This window comes from Rhodococcus sp. IEGM 1305 (assembly GCF_030058635.1).
GTDB classification, from domain to species: Bacteria; Actinomycetota; Actinomycetes; order Mycobacteriales; family Mycobacteriaceae; genus Rhodococcus_F; species Rhodococcus_F opacus_D.
The window spans coordinates 93,251-110,925 of sequence record NZ_JASHKX010000019.1; the positions used below are offsets into that span (position 1 = coordinate 93,251).

General features: G+C 68.0%; 14 protein-coding genes. 3 read left to right on the forward strand and 11 right to left on the reverse strand.

The genetic code is table 11. The annotated features are described in order from the left end of the window. Positions 1–39 precede the first annotated feature (39 nt). The 7 genes from QM693_RS23795 to glf all read right to left on the reverse strand — a co-directional run bounded on the left by QM693_RS23795 (position 40) and on the right by glf (position 9,121). A complete protein-coding gene (locus QM693_RS23795) occupies positions 40–1,035 on the reverse strand; it encodes an alpha/beta hydrolase (RefSeq protein ID WP_280781876.1) in 996 nt (331 codons plus the stop codon). A gap of 285 nt (positions 1,036–1,320) precedes the next feature. Further along, positions 1,321–2,331, reverse strand: a complete 1,011-nt coding sequence (locus QM693_RS23800; RefSeq protein ID WP_283332640.1) for an alpha/beta hydrolase — start codon at positions 2,329–2,331, stop codon at positions 1,321–1,323. A 337-nt stretch (positions 2,332–2,668) separates the two neighbouring features. Beyond that, on the reverse strand, positions 2,669–4,588 hold the full coding sequence (locus tag QM693_RS23805; RefSeq protein WP_283353611.1) for an arabinofuranosyltransferase AftB family protein: 1,920 nt from the start codon (positions 4,586–4,588) through the stop codon (positions 2,669–2,671). Between the two features lies 1 nt (position 4,589). Beyond that, positions 4,590–5,495, reverse strand: coding sequence for a decaprenyl-phosphate phosphoribosyltransferase (locus QM693_RS23810; RefSeq protein WP_280781878.1), 906 nt, complete (start codon positions 5,493–5,495; stop codon positions 4,590–4,592). Continuing rightward, on the reverse strand, positions 5,492–6,010 hold the full coding sequence (locus tag QM693_RS23815; protein WP_009477133.1) for a phosphatase PAP2 family protein: 519 nt from the start codon (positions 6,008–6,010) through the stop codon (positions 5,492–5,494). The genes QM693_RS23810 and QM693_RS23815 overlap by 4 nt, the downstream gene beginning before the upstream one ends. Continuing rightward, entirely contained in the window at positions 5,991–7,907 is a 1,917-nt protein-coding gene (locus tag QM693_RS23820; protein WP_280781879.1) for a glycosyltransferase, read from the reverse strand. Before QM693_RS23820 ends, QM693_RS23815 begins: the two co-directional genes overlap by 20 nt. Then, positions 7,904–9,121, reverse strand: coding sequence for a UDP-galactopyranose mutase (gene glf, locus QM693_RS23825; protein WP_005248845.1), 1,218 nt, complete (start codon positions 9,119–9,121; stop codon positions 7,904–7,906). Before glf ends, QM693_RS23820 begins: the two co-directional genes overlap by 4 nt. 147 nt (positions 9,122–9,268) lie before the next feature. Between glf and QM693_RS23830 the strand changes: the two genes are divergently transcribed. Further along, positions 9,269–10,393 (forward strand): glycosyltransferase, encoded by a 1,125-nt coding sequence (locus QM693_RS23830; RefSeq protein WP_283332637.1) that lies wholly within the window; start codon positions 9,269–9,271, stop codon positions 10,391–10,393. Here QM693_RS23830 and QM693_RS23835 read toward each other — a convergent pair. Continuing rightward, positions 10,390–11,964 (reverse strand): SpoIID/LytB domain-containing protein, encoded by a 1,575-nt coding sequence (locus QM693_RS23835; protein WP_283332636.1) that lies wholly within the window; start codon positions 11,962–11,964, stop codon positions 10,390–10,392. The genes QM693_RS23830 and QM693_RS23835 overlap by 4 nt on opposite strands. 236 nt (positions 11,965–12,200) lie before the next feature. Between QM693_RS23835 and QM693_RS23840 the strand changes: the two genes are divergently transcribed. Next, entirely contained in the window at positions 12,201–14,345 is a 2,145-nt protein-coding gene (locus QM693_RS23840; protein ID WP_283332635.1) for an N-acetylmuramoyl-L-alanine amidase, read from the forward strand. Positions 14,346–14,376: 31 nt separating this feature from the next. Here the strand turns inward: QM693_RS23840 and QM693_RS23845 are convergent, their stop codons facing one another. The 3 genes from QM693_RS23845 to QM693_RS23855 are packed head-to-tail and all read right to left on the reverse strand — an operon-like array spanning position 14,377 to position 16,739. Further along, entirely contained in the window at positions 14,377–15,198 is an 822-nt protein-coding gene (locus tag QM693_RS23845; protein ID WP_005248850.1) for a Cof-type HAD-IIB family hydrolase, read from the reverse strand. 44 nt (positions 15,199–15,242) lie between these two features. Beyond that, entirely contained in the window at positions 15,243–15,974 is a 732-nt protein-coding gene (locus tag QM693_RS23850) for a lysophospholipid acyltransferase family protein (protein ID WP_283332634.1), read from the reverse strand. Positions 15,975–15,983: 9 nt separating this feature from the next. Next, complete coding sequence (locus tag QM693_RS23855; protein ID WP_007298314.1) at positions 15,984–16,739, reverse strand: lysophospholipid acyltransferase family protein; 756 nt, start codon at positions 16,737–16,739, stop codon at positions 15,984–15,986. Between the two features lie 89 nt (positions 16,740–16,828). Here QM693_RS23855 and QM693_RS23860 point away from each other — a divergent pair, with 89 nt between their 5' ends. Next, the gene (locus QM693_RS23860; RefSeq protein WP_283353601.1) at positions 16,829–17,656 is read left to right on the forward strand and encodes a hypothetical protein; all 828 of its coding nucleotides are present in this window, start codon (positions 16,829–16,831) and stop codon (positions 17,654–17,656) included. Positions 17,657–17,675: the final 19 nt, after the last annotated feature.

Below are 17,675 nucleotides of genomic sequence, written 5' to 3' on the forward strand. Positions count from 1 at the left end.
TGCCGCGCTGTTACAGCTGGTGCAATTGTTACTTCCGAGCTACCCGATCGTGTTGCCGAGGTCGCCGGCCAGATCGTGGATCTGCTGCTGCCAGTAACGCCACGTGTGGATGCCGCGGGGCGGGAAGCTGTAGGTGACGTTCTTCGCGCCGAGGGTCGCCATCTTGACCTGGAAGGCACGGGTGTTCGCCAGCGACAGCGCCTCGAGGCTCGCACCGGTGCTCGCGTTGAAGACGTCCATGAATCCGGTCGGTGCGGCTCCGCCGGGGGCGGGGATGCCGTTGGCGGCCGACACCCACAGGCGGGTGTTGTTGTCGCGAAGCTTGTTCGCGAACACGAACGGGTCGTTGCGCAGCCACGCCGGGTTCCACGGCGGGCCCCACATCGAGTCGACGTTGTAGCGGCCGGCGTCGAGCATCGCGATGCGGATCGCCTCACGCATGCCGGGAGCCGAGATGTTCAGGTAGCCGGACAGCGAGCCCGCGTAGTTGAACTGCTCGGGGTGGTAGGCGGCGAGGGTCAGGGCGGCGCTGCCACCCATCGACAGGCCGATCACGCCGTTACGGGTGGACTGGAACCCGAGGCGGTTCGCCAGTGCGTCGCGAAGTTCCTGAGTGAGGAACGTCTCCCACTTGTACGGGGTCTTCTGGCCGTTGAGGTTCGAGTTCGAAATCCAGTCGGAGTAGAAGCTGGACTGTCCGCCGACCGGCTGGACGACGTTGATGTTCTGCGACGCGAGGAACGGGCCCGCGTCGGTGTTGACCTCCCAGCCGCTCAGGTCGTCCTGCGCGCGCAGACCGTCGAGCAGGTAGACGACCCGGTTGGTGTTGCCGTCGGCGGCACGCCAGATGCGGCTCTTGATCGGTCCCATGGCGGAATCGACCCAGAAGTCCTGTGCGGCGGGGTCGAAGGCTGCGGATGCCGTTGCGCCGCCGCCCACCATGGTCACGCCCAGTGGCAGTGCGACCGCCAGAGCAATCGCGGCGGCGGTACGCCTGGCCCATCCGCTTGTTCTCGTCGAACCCCCAACTCGCATGAACTCGTCTTCCCTCCGCTTGATCCGTCTCGCGCCGCGGCCGCGGCAACCTCTCGATAACTCTCGTGAAAATCTCACGTACAGACGCCACCCGCGCAGCGCTCGCTGCGCGGGTGGCGTCTCGACGGGATCACCTTACTGACAAAACGTTCCGTTGTGCACTCCCGGGGAAGGGAATCCTGGGTTTTCCCTCACGTTCCCGGTCCGGGCACATGCACTCCAGAGCGCACGAGTGCCGCCCCGCCGGTGAGGCGGGGCGGCATTCGTCACGAGGGTGGCGTCAGATCACCAGGCGCCCAGTGTGTCCAGGATCTGGCCGCGCGCCTTGAACAGCTCCGAACCCCAGTACGGCCACGAGTGCGTGCCGTTGGCGGGGAAGTCGAAGGTGGCCGGGACACCGAGGGTGGCCAGACGCACCTGGAATGCGCGGGTGTTGGCCAGGGCGAGAGCCTCGAGGCCCATGCCGTTGGCGGTGTTGTAGTAGTCGATCGGAGCGCGCGGGTGGTCGAACTCACCGGGCAGACCGCTGGCAGCCGAGATGAACATCGACAGGCCGTTCAGACGCGGCGCGAACACGAACGGGTCGTTGCGCAGCCACGCCGGGTTCCACGGCGGGCCCCACATCGCGTCGACGTTGAAGCGGCCGGCGTCGAGCATTGCGACGCGGATCGCCTCACGCATGCCGGGAGCCGAGATGTTCAGGTAACCGGACAGTGAACCGGCGAACTTGAACTGGTCGCGGTGGTACGCGGCGAGGGTCAGGGCAGCACTACCACCCATCGACAGGCCGAGGACGGCGTTGTTCGTGCGCGAGACGCCGTAGTTGGCCAGGAAGTCGGGCAGTTCCTGCGTCAGGAACGTCTCCCACTTGTACGTGACGGGCTGACCGTTGAAGTTGCTCGCCGAGTACCAGTCGGAGTAGAAGCTGGACTCGCCACCGACGGGCATGACCAGGGTCACGTTGTCGTTGCGGTACTGGTCGAACGCGTTGGTCTCGAAACTCCACGCGTTGCGGTCGTTGCGGGCGCGCAGTCCGTCGAGCAGGTACAGGGCGGCGCTACCGCCGCGGGCTGCCCACTGGACCTGGACCTTGATCGGTCCCATGGAAGAGGGAACCCACAGTTCCTCGTAGCCACCGGCCGGCGCGGTCTTGGCGGGACCCGCGTGCGTCGGTGCTGCTGCGGCGACGGCTCCACCAGCGATTCCTGCGCCCATAGGCAGTACCAGTGCGACGGCTCCGATGGCCATCGCACGCTGCTTGAGGCGCTGAGACAACCTCGGTCTGGCAAAACGCATGAATACTGCTCACTCTCTTCGTCTGCGGACTCCGCCACTGGGCGGCTCCGGCGGATTCCGTCGGGGAACAGGCGACCTGCCGGCCCGGGCGTTGAAGCCGGGTCGGCAGCGGACCTCTTCCAAGTCACACTGCGCTCGGTGGACTGTATGTCACACGAACTTCCCTGACAAACGCTCACGGAGCGCTTTTCGAGGAACTTCCAGACCACCGTCACGATGACTCATCATCGACGTACATCGTCGCCGACAGTTCCCGCGTTACACAAACGAGATCTGATGTTCCGACATCGAGATCTACCCGGGACGCCCCGGTGACACCCGCCCCGCCCGGTTCGCCCTATTTGGCCGGTTCCGGGAACGGCGGCTCGAGATTGCACCGCTGAATTTCATATGCGGGCACTCGCTCGAATCGATAACTCGCGAAATGCAGCGCATCCTTGAAATTCTGCTTGAATCGCGGCCACGTCAGTTCCGACCGGTACGACGTCAGCAGGTCCTGCGTCTCGGGGCACGTGAGCGCGACCCGCGCCTCGGTCACCCATTCCTCGTCGAGGAATCCGGGCATCCACGGGTGCTTGTCGATCATTCCCGTGTCCACCACGACCCAGTCGGGGTAGAGGGCCTTGTCGTGCCCGATACGGCCGTCGTCCAACCGCTCGGTGTGCGCCGCGAGCGGGTAGGCGAGACCCATCTGGTCCAGCACCCGCACGTCGAGTCCGACGTTCATGCTCGTCATGCCCAGGTTCAGGAAGTACACGGTGTGGCCTGCGCCGCCGTCCGGGATCGGAAGGGGCGGAGGAACGACGAACCAGTACGTGTAATCGGCGGACGGGATGAGCAGGCCACCGTCGGGGGTGTCCGAGATGGTCTGGACCATGGCGCGCATCCGCGGGTAGTCCAGATAATCGTCCGCGCGAATCGGGTGCGCATGACCGGTGTTGAGAACGTAGAAGGCGCGTTCGTCGACAATTCCGGACCGTCCGATAACGACGCCCTCCGGCATTCCCGTCGTGTTCGACGCGAAGAATGCCCACACAACGGTGCCGACCCACAGGGAAGCCATTGCGAGGAAAATCGACGATTCCCTATTACGCCCCCACGCGGCCCGGTCCGGAATTCGCACCGGAATTACGGCGACGGGAACGATGAAACAGAACAGAACGGGGAGAAGAACGCGGCCGTGCATGAAGTCGCCGCCGACGCGCAACGAGTACAGACCGAGGATCAGCCCGCTCGCGAGAATGAAGACGACGACGGCATTCTGAGTCCGCAGCCATCCGCGCAGACGCGTCAGCCGATTCCCCTCGGTGTGACGAACACCATCTTCGATGGACTTGTCCCGGCCCCGCCAGGCGATCACGGCGCCGGCGAAAAGGAAGACCAACGGCAGCCACAGCAGGTACGGGCCCAGCAGATTCCAGAGGTAGGCGAAACCCTGCGCCCACTTGGCGCCGCCGGCGTCCTTCGACACCGCGGTGTTCGGGTACGGGAGGGCGTAGTAACCCATGCGCCAGATCTGGTAGCCCACCGGAACGATGCCGGCGACGAACACCATCGCCACGCGCACCACCCACGTGAGACCGGGCGCGAGGAAGACCATGGCCAGCGACAGCACACCCAGGATCGCCAACTCGGGGCGCACGAGGGGCCCCATGCCCGCGACGAACGAGAGCACGAGCACCGAGGTGGTGGACGGGGTGGTCGCCTGACTCCATCGGACCAGCAGCAGCCAGAGCAGCGCGATCCAGAAGATGACGAGGCAGCTTTCGAGACCCGACGTCGCGAAATCGCGGGCCGGGGGCACCGCGATGTAGACGAGCACACCGGCGGGCATCAGGAACAGCGTGCCGCCGCCGGCGAAGGACCCACCGCGGTACAGGCGCGCGGTGCCGAACATGGCGAGCACGATCGCCGCCGTGGACAGGATCAGCGCGATCGTCAGGACGACGTATTCGAGCCGGGCCTGGGAGAGCCAGCCGAACGCGTAGACGATGTACGTCCACGCGGTGCTGGTGTTGGCCTCGACACGCTCGCCCGAGTTGAAGACCGGACCGTTGCCTGCGAGGAGGTTGCGGACCGTGCGCAGCACGATCAGGCCGTCGTCGGCAATCCATCGCCGTTCCCAGGCACCCCAGAACATCAGGAGAGCCGAGACGGCCACACCCCCGAGGAAGACCACCCTCGAGAGGATGGCCTTCCGGTGGCGTTCGGTGGTCCGCTCCGCGGCGGCGTCCGAGTCCTCGGCGCCTCCTACCAAGTCAGACGAGGTAGACAGCGACACCCACCACTCCGATCCAGGCAATCGCGAGGAGTTGGAGCACGCGGTCGCCCAGCGCAATCTCCTCGGGCTCCCCCGCCTCACCGCCGTCGACGTCCACGGCGTAACGCAGGATCGCGATGGTGAACGGCACCATGGAGATGGCGTACCAGTTGGTGGCCTTCAGGTCGTCCTGCTGGAACGCCCACAGCCCGTAGCAGAGCACGACCGCGGTGGCGCTGAGCGTCCAGACGAAACGCAGGTACGTCGTGGTGTAGTTCTCGAGGGATTTGCGGATCTTCGCGCCGGTGCGTTCGGCGAGCTGCAGTTCGGCGTACCGCTTACCGGCCGCCATGAACAGCGAACCGAAAGCCATGACCAGCAGGAACCACTGCGACAGTGCGATCTCGGCGGCCACACCACCGGCGATGGCGCGCAGCAGGAACCCGGACGAGACGATGCAGATGTCGAGGACGGCCTGGTGTTTGAGACCGAAGCAGTAGGCCAGCTGGATGCCGATGTAGACGGCCATCACCACCGCCAGCTGCCAGTTGGCGAGGAACGACAGGGCGATCGACGCACCGAGCAGCACGACCGCCATGCCGAACGCCAGGTTGACGGGCAGCACACCGGCCGCGATGGGACGGAATCGCTTGGTGGGGTGCGCGCGGTCGGCCTCGACGTCCATCGCGTCGTTGACGAGGTAGATGCCGGACGCTGCCATGCAGAACACCACGAAGGCGAGTGCGACGGGAAGCAGGACGTCGGATTCCGTCGCCGTGCCCGCGGCGACGGGAGCTGCGAGGACGAGGACGTTCTTGACCCACTGACGCGGGCGAACGGCCTTGACGATGCCTGCCGCCAGGGATGTCGGGGGTCCGGTGACGACGGCCGGTTCCTCGCTCATTTCTCTCCAAACTTCTGCTCGGCCTTCAGCACCGCGACCGCAGAGGCGGCCCCCAGGGCAGATCCGGCGAGCACATCGGTCGGGTAGTGCACTCCCAGAACGAGCCGGGAGAGCAGCATCGGCGGTACCAACAACGCAGGCAAGGGTAGCCCGGTGAGGCGGCCGAGCAGCACGGCAGCCGCTGTCGTGGACGTCGCGTGCGACGACGGGAAGCTCAATTTGCTGGGCGTCGACACGTTGACCTGGATCGACGGGTCGTTCGGCCGGGGGCGGCGGACAATGCGTTTGATCACGATCGACGCGGCGTGGGCGCCGACGGCACCCACCGCGACTCCCGCCCACTGCCGGCGACGAGGCTTGTCGAGTGCCGCGCCGATGCCGGCGACGGCCACCCACCCGAGGGCGTGCTCACCGAAATGGGACATACCCCGTGCCGTCGAGACGACGCCGGGACGGCTCGCGATCGTCGATTGGACGGCCTGCAGGATCTGGACCTCACTTGATGCCGAAGACACGTTCCCACCTCTCCTTGCTGGTCAGGGCAGGAACGGCGTCCTGGTACTCGCGCTTGAGTTCGGGGAAGCGCTGGGCCAGTTCGCGGCGCAGCCGGATCGCTTCCTTCAGCAGCGCGAGCGCCAGCTTGGGGTTGCGCTTGCGGTAGACGACTCCCCGCCCGTCCGCGGTGGTGACGGTGACGCCGTCCACCTGGGACAGCAGGAACCACCGCGCGTCGATGGTGGGCACGTTGAGCTGGGGGCGCTCGTGGTGCTGCTCGTGCGCGGGCTTGACGTTGTGGATCAGACCCTTGCCGAGGCGCACGATCTTCGCGAGCGGGTTCGTGGGCAGGCCGACCGCGCCGACTTCCTCACCGGAAGGCAGCGGCAGGCTCGTCGACGACGGCAGGACCACCGCGTCCGGGTACTCCTTGCGCATCGCGTGGACGTTGCCGAGCGCGGTGGGGAGCAGTTCGAAGATGTGCTCGGGGCCCTGCAGGAAGTCGGCGATGGCCTGGTTCTGGATCGCGACTGTCGAGTATTCGAGGCACAGCAGGTGCTTGATCGTGGCCTTGACGGTGTTGATCACCAGGCCGCGGCCGTTGCCCGGCATGTGCAGGGACGCGACGACGAGCCGGTTCCGCAGGTGGAAGTACGCCTGCCAGTCGATGGCGTCGTCCTTGTCACTCCACGCCATGTGCCAGATCGCGGCGCCGGGCATGGTGACGGTCGGGTAGCCGGCATCACGGGCACGCAGGCCGTATTCGGCGTCGTCCCATTTGATGAACAGCGGCAGCGGCTGACCGAGTTCCTCGGCGGCCTGCCGCGGGATCATGCACATCCACCAGCCGTTGTAGTCGACGTCGATCCGGCGGTGCAGCAGACGCGAGTTCTCGCGGTCGCTGAGCGGGTAGCGGGAGAAGTCGTGGTCGTACTCGACGTTCGGGGCGGCAGTCCACATGAAGATGGACCGGTCGACGACCTCGCCCATCGAATGCAGGTGACTGCGCTCCTGGAGGTTCAGCATCTGCCCGCCGACGAGCATCGGCGTCTTCGCGAACCGCGACATCGCCAGCGCGCGCAGGATCGAGTCGGGCTCGATCTCGATGTCGTCGTCCATGAACAGGATGTGCTGGCAGTCGGTGGTCTTCAGCGCCTCGTACATGATCCGGCTGTAGCCGCCGGACCCGCCGAGGTTCGCCTGGTCGTGGATGGCCAGCCGGTCGCCGAGCGCTTCGGCGGCCTCCGTGAAGCCGGGCTCGTCCTTGACCTTGCGGGTGCCCTGGTCCGGGATGATGACCGCCTTGACCACGTCCATGACGAGTTCGTCGGACGCCAGCGCCGTCAGTGCCTTGACGCAGTCGGTGGGCCGGTTGAACGTGGGGATGCCGACGGCGACGGTGGCCTCACCGGGGGCATCGACCGGTGCGTACCAGCCGGCGCTCTCCAGCACGACCTCGGTGTCGGTGGTGATGTCGAACCAGATCCAGCCGCCGTCCTCGAACGGGGCGAGTTCGATCTCGAACTCCAGCGCGGCGTCACCGTCCTGGAACTCGCGGCCCTCGACGTGGATGCGCGACGAGTCGGCCTTCGAGCGGTACACGTCGATGCGGCAGTGCCCCGACAGCTCGAGACGCAGCACCACCGAGTTCAGGGTGCTCCACCGGCGCCAGTAGCTGGCCGGGAACGCGTTGAAGTAGGTGCAGAACGACGCCTCCGCCTCGGCGCCGACCGACAGCGAGGTGCGCGACAGCGAATGCGCGCGGCGGCTGTTGGTCTTCGCCTCCTCCAGGTAGAGGGTGCGGACGTCGAGCGGCTCACCGGCGCGCGGCAGGATCACCCGTTGCAGCAGCGACTTGCCGAGTAACGGGGCGTCGTCGGTGACCTTCTCGGACTCGAGCAGATGTCGGGCGCTCATTCGGCATCCCCCACGAGGGCCGCACCGGATTCGAAGTGCGGTCGCAGGGAGTTGTCGAACATCGACAGCGCGCTGGCGATCGCCATGTGCATGTCCAGGTACTGGTAGGTGCCGAGACGGCCACCGAACAGAACCTTGTTCGACGCCATCTCCTCCTTCGCGCGGTCGCGGTAGGCGGCGAGCATCGCGCGGTCGTCGGGAGTGTTGATCGGGTAGTACGGCTCGTCCTTGCTCTCCGCGAACCGCGAGAACTCCCGCATGATGACCGTCTTGTCCTTCGGGTAGTCCCGCTCCGGGTGGAAGTGGCGGAACTCGTGGATCCGGGTGAAGGGCACGTCGGCGTCGTTGTAGTTCATGACCGGGGTTCCCTGGAAGTCACCGGTCTCCAGCACCTCGGTCTCGAAGTCGAGGGTGCGCCAGCCCAGCTCGCCCTCGGAGTAGTCGAAGTAGCGGTCGAGGGGGCCGGTGTAGACGACGGGGGCGTCGGGGCTCTCGGCGCGCAGGTCGTCGCGGACGTCGAACCAGTCGGTCTCGAGCCGGACCTCGATCTTCGGGTCCTTCGCCATGTTCTCGAGCCACGCGGTGTAGCCGTCGACGGGCAGGCCCTCGTACGTGTCGTTGAAGTAGCGGTTGTCGAACGTGTACCGCACCGGCAGGCGGGTGATGTTGCCCGCGGGCAGGTTCTTGGGGTCCGTCTGCCACTGCTTGGCGGTGTAGTCGCGCACGAACGCCTCGTACAGCGGCCGCCCGATCAGGGAGATCGCCTTCTCCTCCAAGTTGGACGCAGATGCGGAGTCGATCTCGCTGGACTGCTCGGCGATCAGCTTCCGCGCCTCGTCCGGGGTGAAGTAGCGCCCGAAGAACTGCGACACCAGGCCCAGCCCCATCGGGAACTGGTACGCCTGCCCCTTGTGGAGCGCGAACACGCGGTGCTGGTAGTTCGTGAATTCGGTGAACTGGGTGACGTAGTCCCACACCCTCTTGTTCGAGGTGTGGAACAGGTGCGCACCGTACTTGTGGATCTCGATGCCGGTCTCGGGCTCGGCCTCCGAATAGGCGTTTCCGCCCAGGTGATGACGTCGGTCGAGCACCAGCACACGCTTACCCAGCTGTGTTGCTGCACGCTCGGCGACGGTCAGTCCGAAAAATCCGGAGCCGACGACGATGAGGTCGTACCGGCCAGGGGCGGTTGTCTCTGGGGTTGCAGCGGTCACGATGAACCAGGGTAAGCGACTCCGCCGCCCGTGCGCGGCCAAGGGGGGCAAGCACCCCCTCGGCACGCACGAGGAGTTCTCCCTGTATTCACCGGTTCTGCAGACCTCGTTGTTCCCGCCGACGCGGCGATCGCGCTTGATGAGCGGGTGCGCATCGTCCAGCTGGCGAACTTCTACGGACCGCGGTCCGGTGGGCTCCGCACCGCCCTCCACAACTGGGGTCAGGGCTACGTCGAACGCGGACACGAGGTGATCCTCGTCGTCCCAGGTCAGCGCGACTGCGAGGAGCTGCTGCCGAGCGGGGTCCTGCGGATCACCCGGTCGGCTCCCACCATCCCCGCGACCGGGGGTTATCGCGTGGTCAATCCGCGGCGGGTGGCCGACGTGGTCAGCGGTCTGCGGCCCGACGTCCTGGAGGTGTCCGACCGGCTCACACTGCGCGGTTTCGGGGGCTGGGCCCGCGCCCGCGGGGTGCGCAGTGTGGTCGTGTCACACGAACGCCTCGACCGGCTGCTCGGCCAAGTCGCTCCGCGCCGCGTGGCCCGCGGCTGGGCCGATGTCGCGAACCGCCGGATGGCACGCAACTATGACGCCGTGGTCTGCACGACGGACTTCGCGAGCGAGGAGTTCACCCGCATCGGGGCCCCCAACCTGCACCGGGTCCCGCTCGGTGTGGACCTGACGATGTTCCACCCCGGCAAACACGACCAGGTGATGCGCGACTCGTTCGCCGACCCGGCGCAACGCTTCCTTCTGCACTGCGGCCGGCTGTCGGTGGAAAAGCAGGTGGAACGGAGCATCGACGCCGTCCGGCTGTTGCGCCGGCAGGGTCACGACGCCCGGCTGGTCATCGCCGGGGACGGCCCGCGGCGCGAGGCGCTGCAGTACCGGGCCCGGGGGCTCCCCGTGCACTTCACCGGGTTCATCAGCGACAAGGGCCGCCTGGCGTCGCTGTTCGCGTCGGCGGACGTGTCGCTGGCACCCGGACCGCACGAGACGTTCTGCCTGTCGGCGCTCGAGTCGCTGGCGGCGGGCACCCCGGTGGTCGCGTCACAGTCGTCGGCGCTCGCCGAGATCATCACACCCGGCTGCGGCGCCCTGGCCCGGGACCGCGGTCCTGCGTTCGCCGAAGCGGTCAGCGGCATTCTCGCGATCCCCTCGCACACGCGCCGGGCGTCGGCCCGCCGGCGGGCCGAGGACTTCGGCTGGGGCGAGTCCGTCGACGGGATGCTCGCGGTGCTCGAGGGAACCGGTCCTCGCTGCCCGGCCTAACTGCCGCCCGTCGGTAACCACTCGCGCAGCACGCTGGCGTCGATCACCTGTGCGCCCAGCTTCTTGGTCCAGATGATGGTTCCGTTGGTGTACATCCGGAACTTGCCCGCCTCCGACGGCAGCATCAACTCGGGACCGATCGGCGCTCCCAGCGTGCTGTTGACGCCGCCGAGTTCCTTGTACTTCTCGGCGATCGGCGAACCCTCGGTGGTGCCGACGGTGTCCTCGTCCTCGCCCGCGGACGCGAGGGTGGACTCGGGTTCGGGGGCGACCGGCGGCGCGGGGACGCCGAGCCCGTCACCGACCGTGAACCAGTCGGACTTGAGCTTCAGCTTCGACCGCGCCTCGGCGCCCGTCGCCTCGGCGGTGCCCGACGATCCGACCACCTTCACACCGGTGACGCGTCCGCCGTCGACCCCGAAGTTGTTGCGGGTGACCACCTCGAACGATTCGAGGTCTCCGACGTTGAACGCGGATGCGATGTCGCCCGCGGTGAGGGTCACCGTCCAGTCGTGGTTCGGCGACACGGTGTCGCCCTGGTCCTCGACGGCCGGGAACTCGCCGCCCGCGGTGTATCCGCCTGTGGACGAGGAGAATTCGGCGGCGACGGGCTTGTTGTCCTTCGTCAGGATCATGCCCTTGGTGGAACGGACGGCGTCGGTGGTCCGCGGGTCTTCCTTCGCCGAACCCCCGTACACCTGGCAGCTCTGGGTGTCGCAGGTCTTCGCCCACTCTTCCCGGTTCTCGGCAGCGGCGTAGGAGCGGGCCGCGACGGCCTGCGCCCGAAGTGCCTCGGCCCCACCGGTGTCGGCCCAGCCGGCCTTCGCCTCGGCGGGCACGACACCGAGGAGGTAGTCGTCCATGTCGAGGACGTTGACGGTGCGCACGGCGGCGCCGTCGAGTGCGACCCCGAGGGCGCCGCGATAGGGGGTGTCACCGGCGCACAGCTTCAAGTGCTCGTTCGCGGGACGGTCCGGGGCCAGGTCGACCGGGTCCACCCACGGGTGGTCGGTGGCGTCCTGCCACAGGACCTCGCCGGCACATCCGCGGGTGACCACGACGTTGGCGCCGCCGTCGGCGGTCGGCGTGAGGTGGACGGCCTCCCCCGGACCGACGGGTTTGCCGGCGACGACGGCGCCGGCGTCCGAGTAGACGTCGAGCGGCTGATCGTCACGCGCCTGCAGCCGGACGCTGATCTGTGCGTCGGCGAGGGTGCCGAGCGTGGTGCCGCCGTAGTAGTGGCCGAGGATGCGCTCGGCCGCCCACCCCTGATCCTTCGCGTATCCGTAGGCACCCCACTGGCCCATTCCGCGGCCGTGGCCGTTGCCGTGGCCGGAGAGCGTGAACGGCGTGTCGGAGGCGACGGTTTCCCGGACGTCCTGGCCGGGGGAGCGCAGGTGCACGACGACGCCGGTGACGGCGCCGATGACGAGGACGGGTGCGATGCCGAGCGCCGACGCGCGCAGAAGCTTGGCCCGGAATCCGCGCGGGGCGGGAGGGCCCGCGATGTACCGCCTCCTGCGGGTCCAGGCAGGCCTACCTGCACGAACCCCGAATTCGGTCTTCGCCATCACTGCACTCCTCATCGCTGAACAACGAGCGCTGAGACGGGGCGTGCACCTCGTCTCAGCGGGTCCGAGAAATTCGGGATAAAGTCTCAATGTAAGGTTGAGCGTTATGGACCTGTGTGACTAGTGTGGCAAGAGTGGTTGGAGTTAGCAACAACAGTCTCTTCAGTCACACGAGCATCACGAGTTGCAGACACGCGAGGTCGCTCGCAGGAAACTACAACTGAGGAGAGTCCCCCTTGCCGCACCGTCGACCGAAGCCCTCGATTGTCCTCGGGGCTGTCGCCGCTCTGGCTGTCGCAAGTCCCGTTGCGGTCTACGGCATCAGTAGCGCACCCTCCGACGTCAAATCCACGAACGAAACCTCCAACTCCGCAGTGTCCACCGAGATCGCGCAGGTCGTGCTGTCGCAGATCCCCGACATCGTGATCCCGCTGAAGGAACTGACCGGGCTGAACCTGCCCGACGTCAACATCGGCGACCTGCGGAACCTGAAGATCCCGCCGTACCTCCACATCCCCAGCAATGTGCAGCTCCCCGGCGGAATCCAGATCCCGAACCTGCAGATCCCGTTGAAGCTCCCCGCGCCGGCCGACGTCTCCGACCCCGCGATCCTGCCCCCGGCCGATCAGCAGCCCGGCGCGATCGTCAAGGAACTGTCCCGCGACACCCCGTTCAGCATGGTGGCGCTCACCTCCGAGACCCTCGCGTCCGCGGAGTCGAAGGTCCGCGCGCTGCAGGCCGACGGAACGTGGGGACAGTGGGTCTCCCCCGACATGATCGACACGCGACGCACGGACAAGACGGCGTCGGACGGCAAGGTCGCCACCGAACCCGTCTATGTCGGGCTGACGAAGGCGATCCAGATCCTGACCCCCACCTCGACGCCCGCACCGGCCGGTGCACCCGCTGCAGTTCCCGCTCCCGCACCGGCACCCGAAGCCCCTGCTCCCGCAACGGCTCCCGCCGCCGGAGGTGCCGCACCGCTCGGTTACACCCCAGCCGCCGTCAACACGCCGTTGCGGCAGCAGCCGGCACGCGCTGGCGCCGACGACGTCACGGCCGTCCTCATCGAACCGGGCAGCGGCCCCGGCGACGCGACGCTCGGCGACATCGCGAGCCCGCTCGACAGCGGCGGTCCCAAGGTCATCAGCCGCCAGCAGTGGGGTGCCGACGAGTCCATCCGGTGCCAGGACCCCGACTACGACGACTTCATCGGCGGTGCCACCGTGCACCACACCGCAGGAGCCAACGACTACTCGAAGGCCGAATCGGCCGAGATCGTCCGCGCGATCTACGCCTACCACGCGCAGACGCTGGGCTGGTGCGACATCGGATACAACGCACTGGTCGACAAGTACGGCCAGATCTTCGAGGGCCGCGCAGGCGGTCTCGACCGTCCGGTCCAGGGCGCGCACGCCGGCGGGTTCAACGAGAACACCACCGGAGTCGCGATGATGGGCGACTTCTCGTCCGAGGATCCGCCGCAGGCCACCCTCGACGCTGTCGGCAAGTTCCTCGGCTGGAAGCTCGGCAAGGCCGGACTCGACCCACTCGGTGAGACGACGATGTACTCCGAGGGCACCGAATTCACTCCCTACGCGGAGGGTGAGGCTGTCGATCTTCCGGTGATCTTCGCGCACCGCGACGTCGGCAACACGTCCTGCCCGGGAGACGCGGCGTACTCACACATGGACGAGATCCGGCAGATCGCGGCGGCCAGCCTCGGCGGCGGCAACGCCTCGCTGGCCGCGGACGCACCCTCGGGTGAGGCTCCGGCGCCGTCCGGCGGTCCCGGCACGGACGCCAGCTCCAGCCTCGGTTCCGGGATCCCCGCCCTGGTCAACGAACTGCTGCGGCTCACCGACCCGTCGCCGGTCGCCCAGAAGTGGGTGGCGGAAGGCGGCGACACCGGCCGGCTCGGCCAGGCCATCACCGGACTGCTGCAGGCCAAGGCTGGGAACTCGGGCGCACAGTTCGCCAACGGCGCCATCTTCACCTCGCCCAACGGCGGTGTGTGGGCGGTCCTCGGCCAGATCTTCAAGACGTGGCAGAATCTCGGAGCCGACAACGGCGAACTGGGTCTGCCGACCAGTGACGAGTACCCGATCCCGGGCGGTCTGCGCACCGACTTCGAGAACGGTTCGCTGATCTTCAACGAGATCACCGGCATCGTCACCAAGGTGCTGAAGACGTACAACGACACGTATGCGGAGGCCTACAAGAACGGTGCCCGGGTCGATGCCGCGGCCCCCGTCGCACCGCCCGCGGACCCGGCGCAGGTTCCGCCGGCTCCGGCAGAGCCCGCTCCGGCTCCGGCTCCGGCTCCCGAACCGGCTCCCGCACCCGCTCCCGTCGAGCCGGCACCGGTTCCGGCCGGCTGATCGGGTTTCACCCTCTCGGGCGCTGGTGGTCTCAGGACCACCAGCGCTCGAGTACTTTCGCGACCCCGTCGTCCCAGTTGGTGGCCGTCACCTCGTCGGCGGCGGCCTTGGCGTCGGGGTGCGCGTTCTCGACGGCGACACCCCGGCCCGCGAGGTTCAGCATCGGAATGTCGTTGGGCATGTCACCGAAGGCCACGATGTGCGACGCCGTCACGCCGAGCCGTTCCGCCACCAGCGCGAGACCCGACGCCTTCGTGATCCCCGACGCCGACAGTTCGATCAGCCCGTTGTCGGTGGAGAACGTGACATCCGCCCGGCGACCGATGTGCGGCGCCAGCGCGTCGACCATCGCCTGACTGGACATTTCCGGCACCCGGATCAGCAACTTCACCGCGGGGGCCGCGACGACCTCGTTCTCGGACATCTCGGTGTTGTCGGGGTTGAGCCAGGCGTGCTGGTAGCCGGGTGAGCTCACGAACTGCGGTGTCGCGGCGTCGTGGGCGCTGACCCCGACACGCTCGGCCGCGAGCCCGGCGCCCGGCAGCACACGGAGCGCGATCTCCGACAGCCAGGTGAGGGTGTCGACGTCGAGGGTCGCGGCGCTGAGCACGCGGTCGCTGTCGCTGTCGTAGATGACGGCACCGTTCGCGCAGACGGCGAGCGGCGCGTAGCCGAGGCCCTCGACCACGGGATGGATCCAGCGCGGGGGCCGGCCGGTGGCCAGCACGAACGGCGTTCCCGACGCGACCACCGACGCGACGGCGTCGCGGGTGCGGGCGCTGATGCGCTCGTCCTCCCCGATCAGGGTGCCGTCGACATCGGACGCTACAAGGCTCGGTCGGTCTGGGCTCACCCAGCCATTCTGCCTGCCGAGTCCGCGGCGCCGCCGGGCGGCCATTACCGGGTCCGCCGTTCCTCGGCTTCGCGGCGGTCCATCTCGGTGGCCTCCTCGATGGTCGGCGCGCTACCGCCGAGTCGCCGGGGCACCCAGTACGCGCCCGCCGGATGGTCGAATCCGCCCTGAACCCGGCGCAGGATCGCGTCCATCTCCGTGTGCAGGGTCGCGGTGAGGGCCTCCGCCGGTTCTCGCGGCTCGATCGGCCTGCCGACCTCGACGGTCACCGGGAACCGATGCCGCCCAAGTTGTCTCGGCTGCCCTTTGGTGGCGATCCGATGAGCGCCCCACACGATGACGGGCACGAGCGGCACCCGGGCGTCGATCGCCATGCGCGCCGCACCCGACTTCAGTTCCTTGATCTCGAAGCTCCGGCTGATGGTCGCCTCCGGGTACACACCCACCAATTCGCCCTCGCGCAGCCGGTCCACCGCAGCGAGGTACGCGCCCGCGCCTGCGGTCCGGTCGACCGGGATGACCCCGCACCCGCGCATCAGGAACGCCATCACCGTGTTGTTCGCGAGTTCGGCCTTGGCCATCAGCCGCAGTCTGCGGTCCACCGCACCGACCGCCAGTGCCAGCTGGACGAAGTCCAGGTAGCCGGTGTGATTGACCGCGAGCACCGCACCACCCTCGGTGGGAATGTTGTCCAGGCCGACTCGCGTCATCCTCAATCCCTGGAACAGGGACAACGCCTTGGCCGTCGACTCGACAGCCGCGTAGACCGGCTCCACCGCCACCCTCTAGCTACCGGTCTCCCGGGCCCGACGGGACTGCGCCTTCGCCTCGGCGTCGGCGGCGTCCATCTTGTTCGCTTCGTCGAGCGTCGGCGCGCTGCCACCGAGGCGCGCGGGCACCCAGTACTCGCCCGCCGGGTGGTCGTAGCCCTGCTGGAGGTCGGCGAGCATCGTCGTCATCGTGGCATGCAGCTTCGCGGTCAGCTCGGCCGCGGGTTCGAACGGCTGGATCGGCTCACCGACGGCGATCGAGATGGGAGTGTTCGTGCGGCCCAGCCGCTTCGGGAACCCCTTGGTCCACACCCGCTGCGCCCCCCAGATGACCACCGGGATGATCGGGACATTCGCCTCGATCGCCATGCGCGCGGCACCCGACTTGAATTCCTTGATCTCGAAGCTCCGGCTGATGGTGGCCTCCGGGTACACACCCACCAGTTCGCCGCGGCGCAGGAAGTCGACGGCCGCCTTGTACGAATCCGCGCCGGCGGCCCGGTCGACCGGAATGTGCTTGAGCGCGCGCATAATCGGGCCCGAGATCTTGTTGTCGAACACTTCCTTCTTCGCCATGAAGCGGACGTACCGCTTCACCCTGCGGGCCGGAAGTCCGGCGTAGGTGAAGTCCATGTAGCCGGTGTGATTGATCGCGATCACCGCCCCACCCGTCGACGGAATGTGCTGATCGCCCTCGACCGTGAACTTCAGCCCCTCGAGGGCGAATACGGTGCGGGCGATGCCGATGACGGTTCGGTAGACGGGTTCCACAATCGGCTAGCGTAGCCGGGTATCCGCGATCTGGCCCGCCGTCGGGGACGGACGTTCGGTGGGGAGTCGAGAGAAAGGGCGCGCTGGAGATGGCTGGCAGGGGCAGGAGGGCGCTCATCGCGCCGGTCGTCGCGGTGATCCTCGGCGCGGGGGTGGCGTGCGATTCGCAGTCCGGCATCCCGACGGACGAGCCCCCGGCCGACACCGTGTCCGCGCCCACATCCGCCGCCGAGCCCACGACCGCCACGCCGCCTGCCCCGGTGCCGCAGGTGATCGTCGGCGAGGTGCCCGGCAACCCCGCAGCGGTCGACGCGGTCCGCGCCTGGGCCACCGACCTTGTCACCCGGCCCCGGACCGTCCCCGCGAAATGCTGGACGCTGCCGCCCGCCCAGGCCGCCGACCAGTACGCCGACACGTCCGCGATCCTCGGGGCGCTCGCGCAACCCGGCGTCGACGGACAGTTCGCGGTGTCGTGGACCGGCGGCGGCACCACGGTGTCCGTCAAACGCAGCGAGATCGCCTCCGGCTACGCCTGCCCACACGTCCACCCCGCCGGGACCGTCGACTTCTACACCCCCGCCGACGCCGAGTACGCCGTCGCCCGATTCCTGTCGCGGGAGTCGGGCGCGCCGGTGAACAGGGCAGACACCGAGACCGCCTACCCGCTGATCTGCCCCGGCTTCAGCCCCTGGGACCCGTCCGGCACCGGCAACGGAGGCCGGCCGCCACTCCAGCTCGACCCCGACGTCCTCGCCGGGACCACGGCGTTCGCCGCCGACGCGATGACCGCCACGCCGGTCCGCGGCGACTACCTGGAAGTGTCCGTTCCGGTCACCGACGTGTCGGGGGTGACGAACACCCGGCAGGTCACGCTGTCCATCGGCCCCGACGGCTACTGCCTGGGCGAAGTGACCTGACCGCACGTGAGTGGCACGG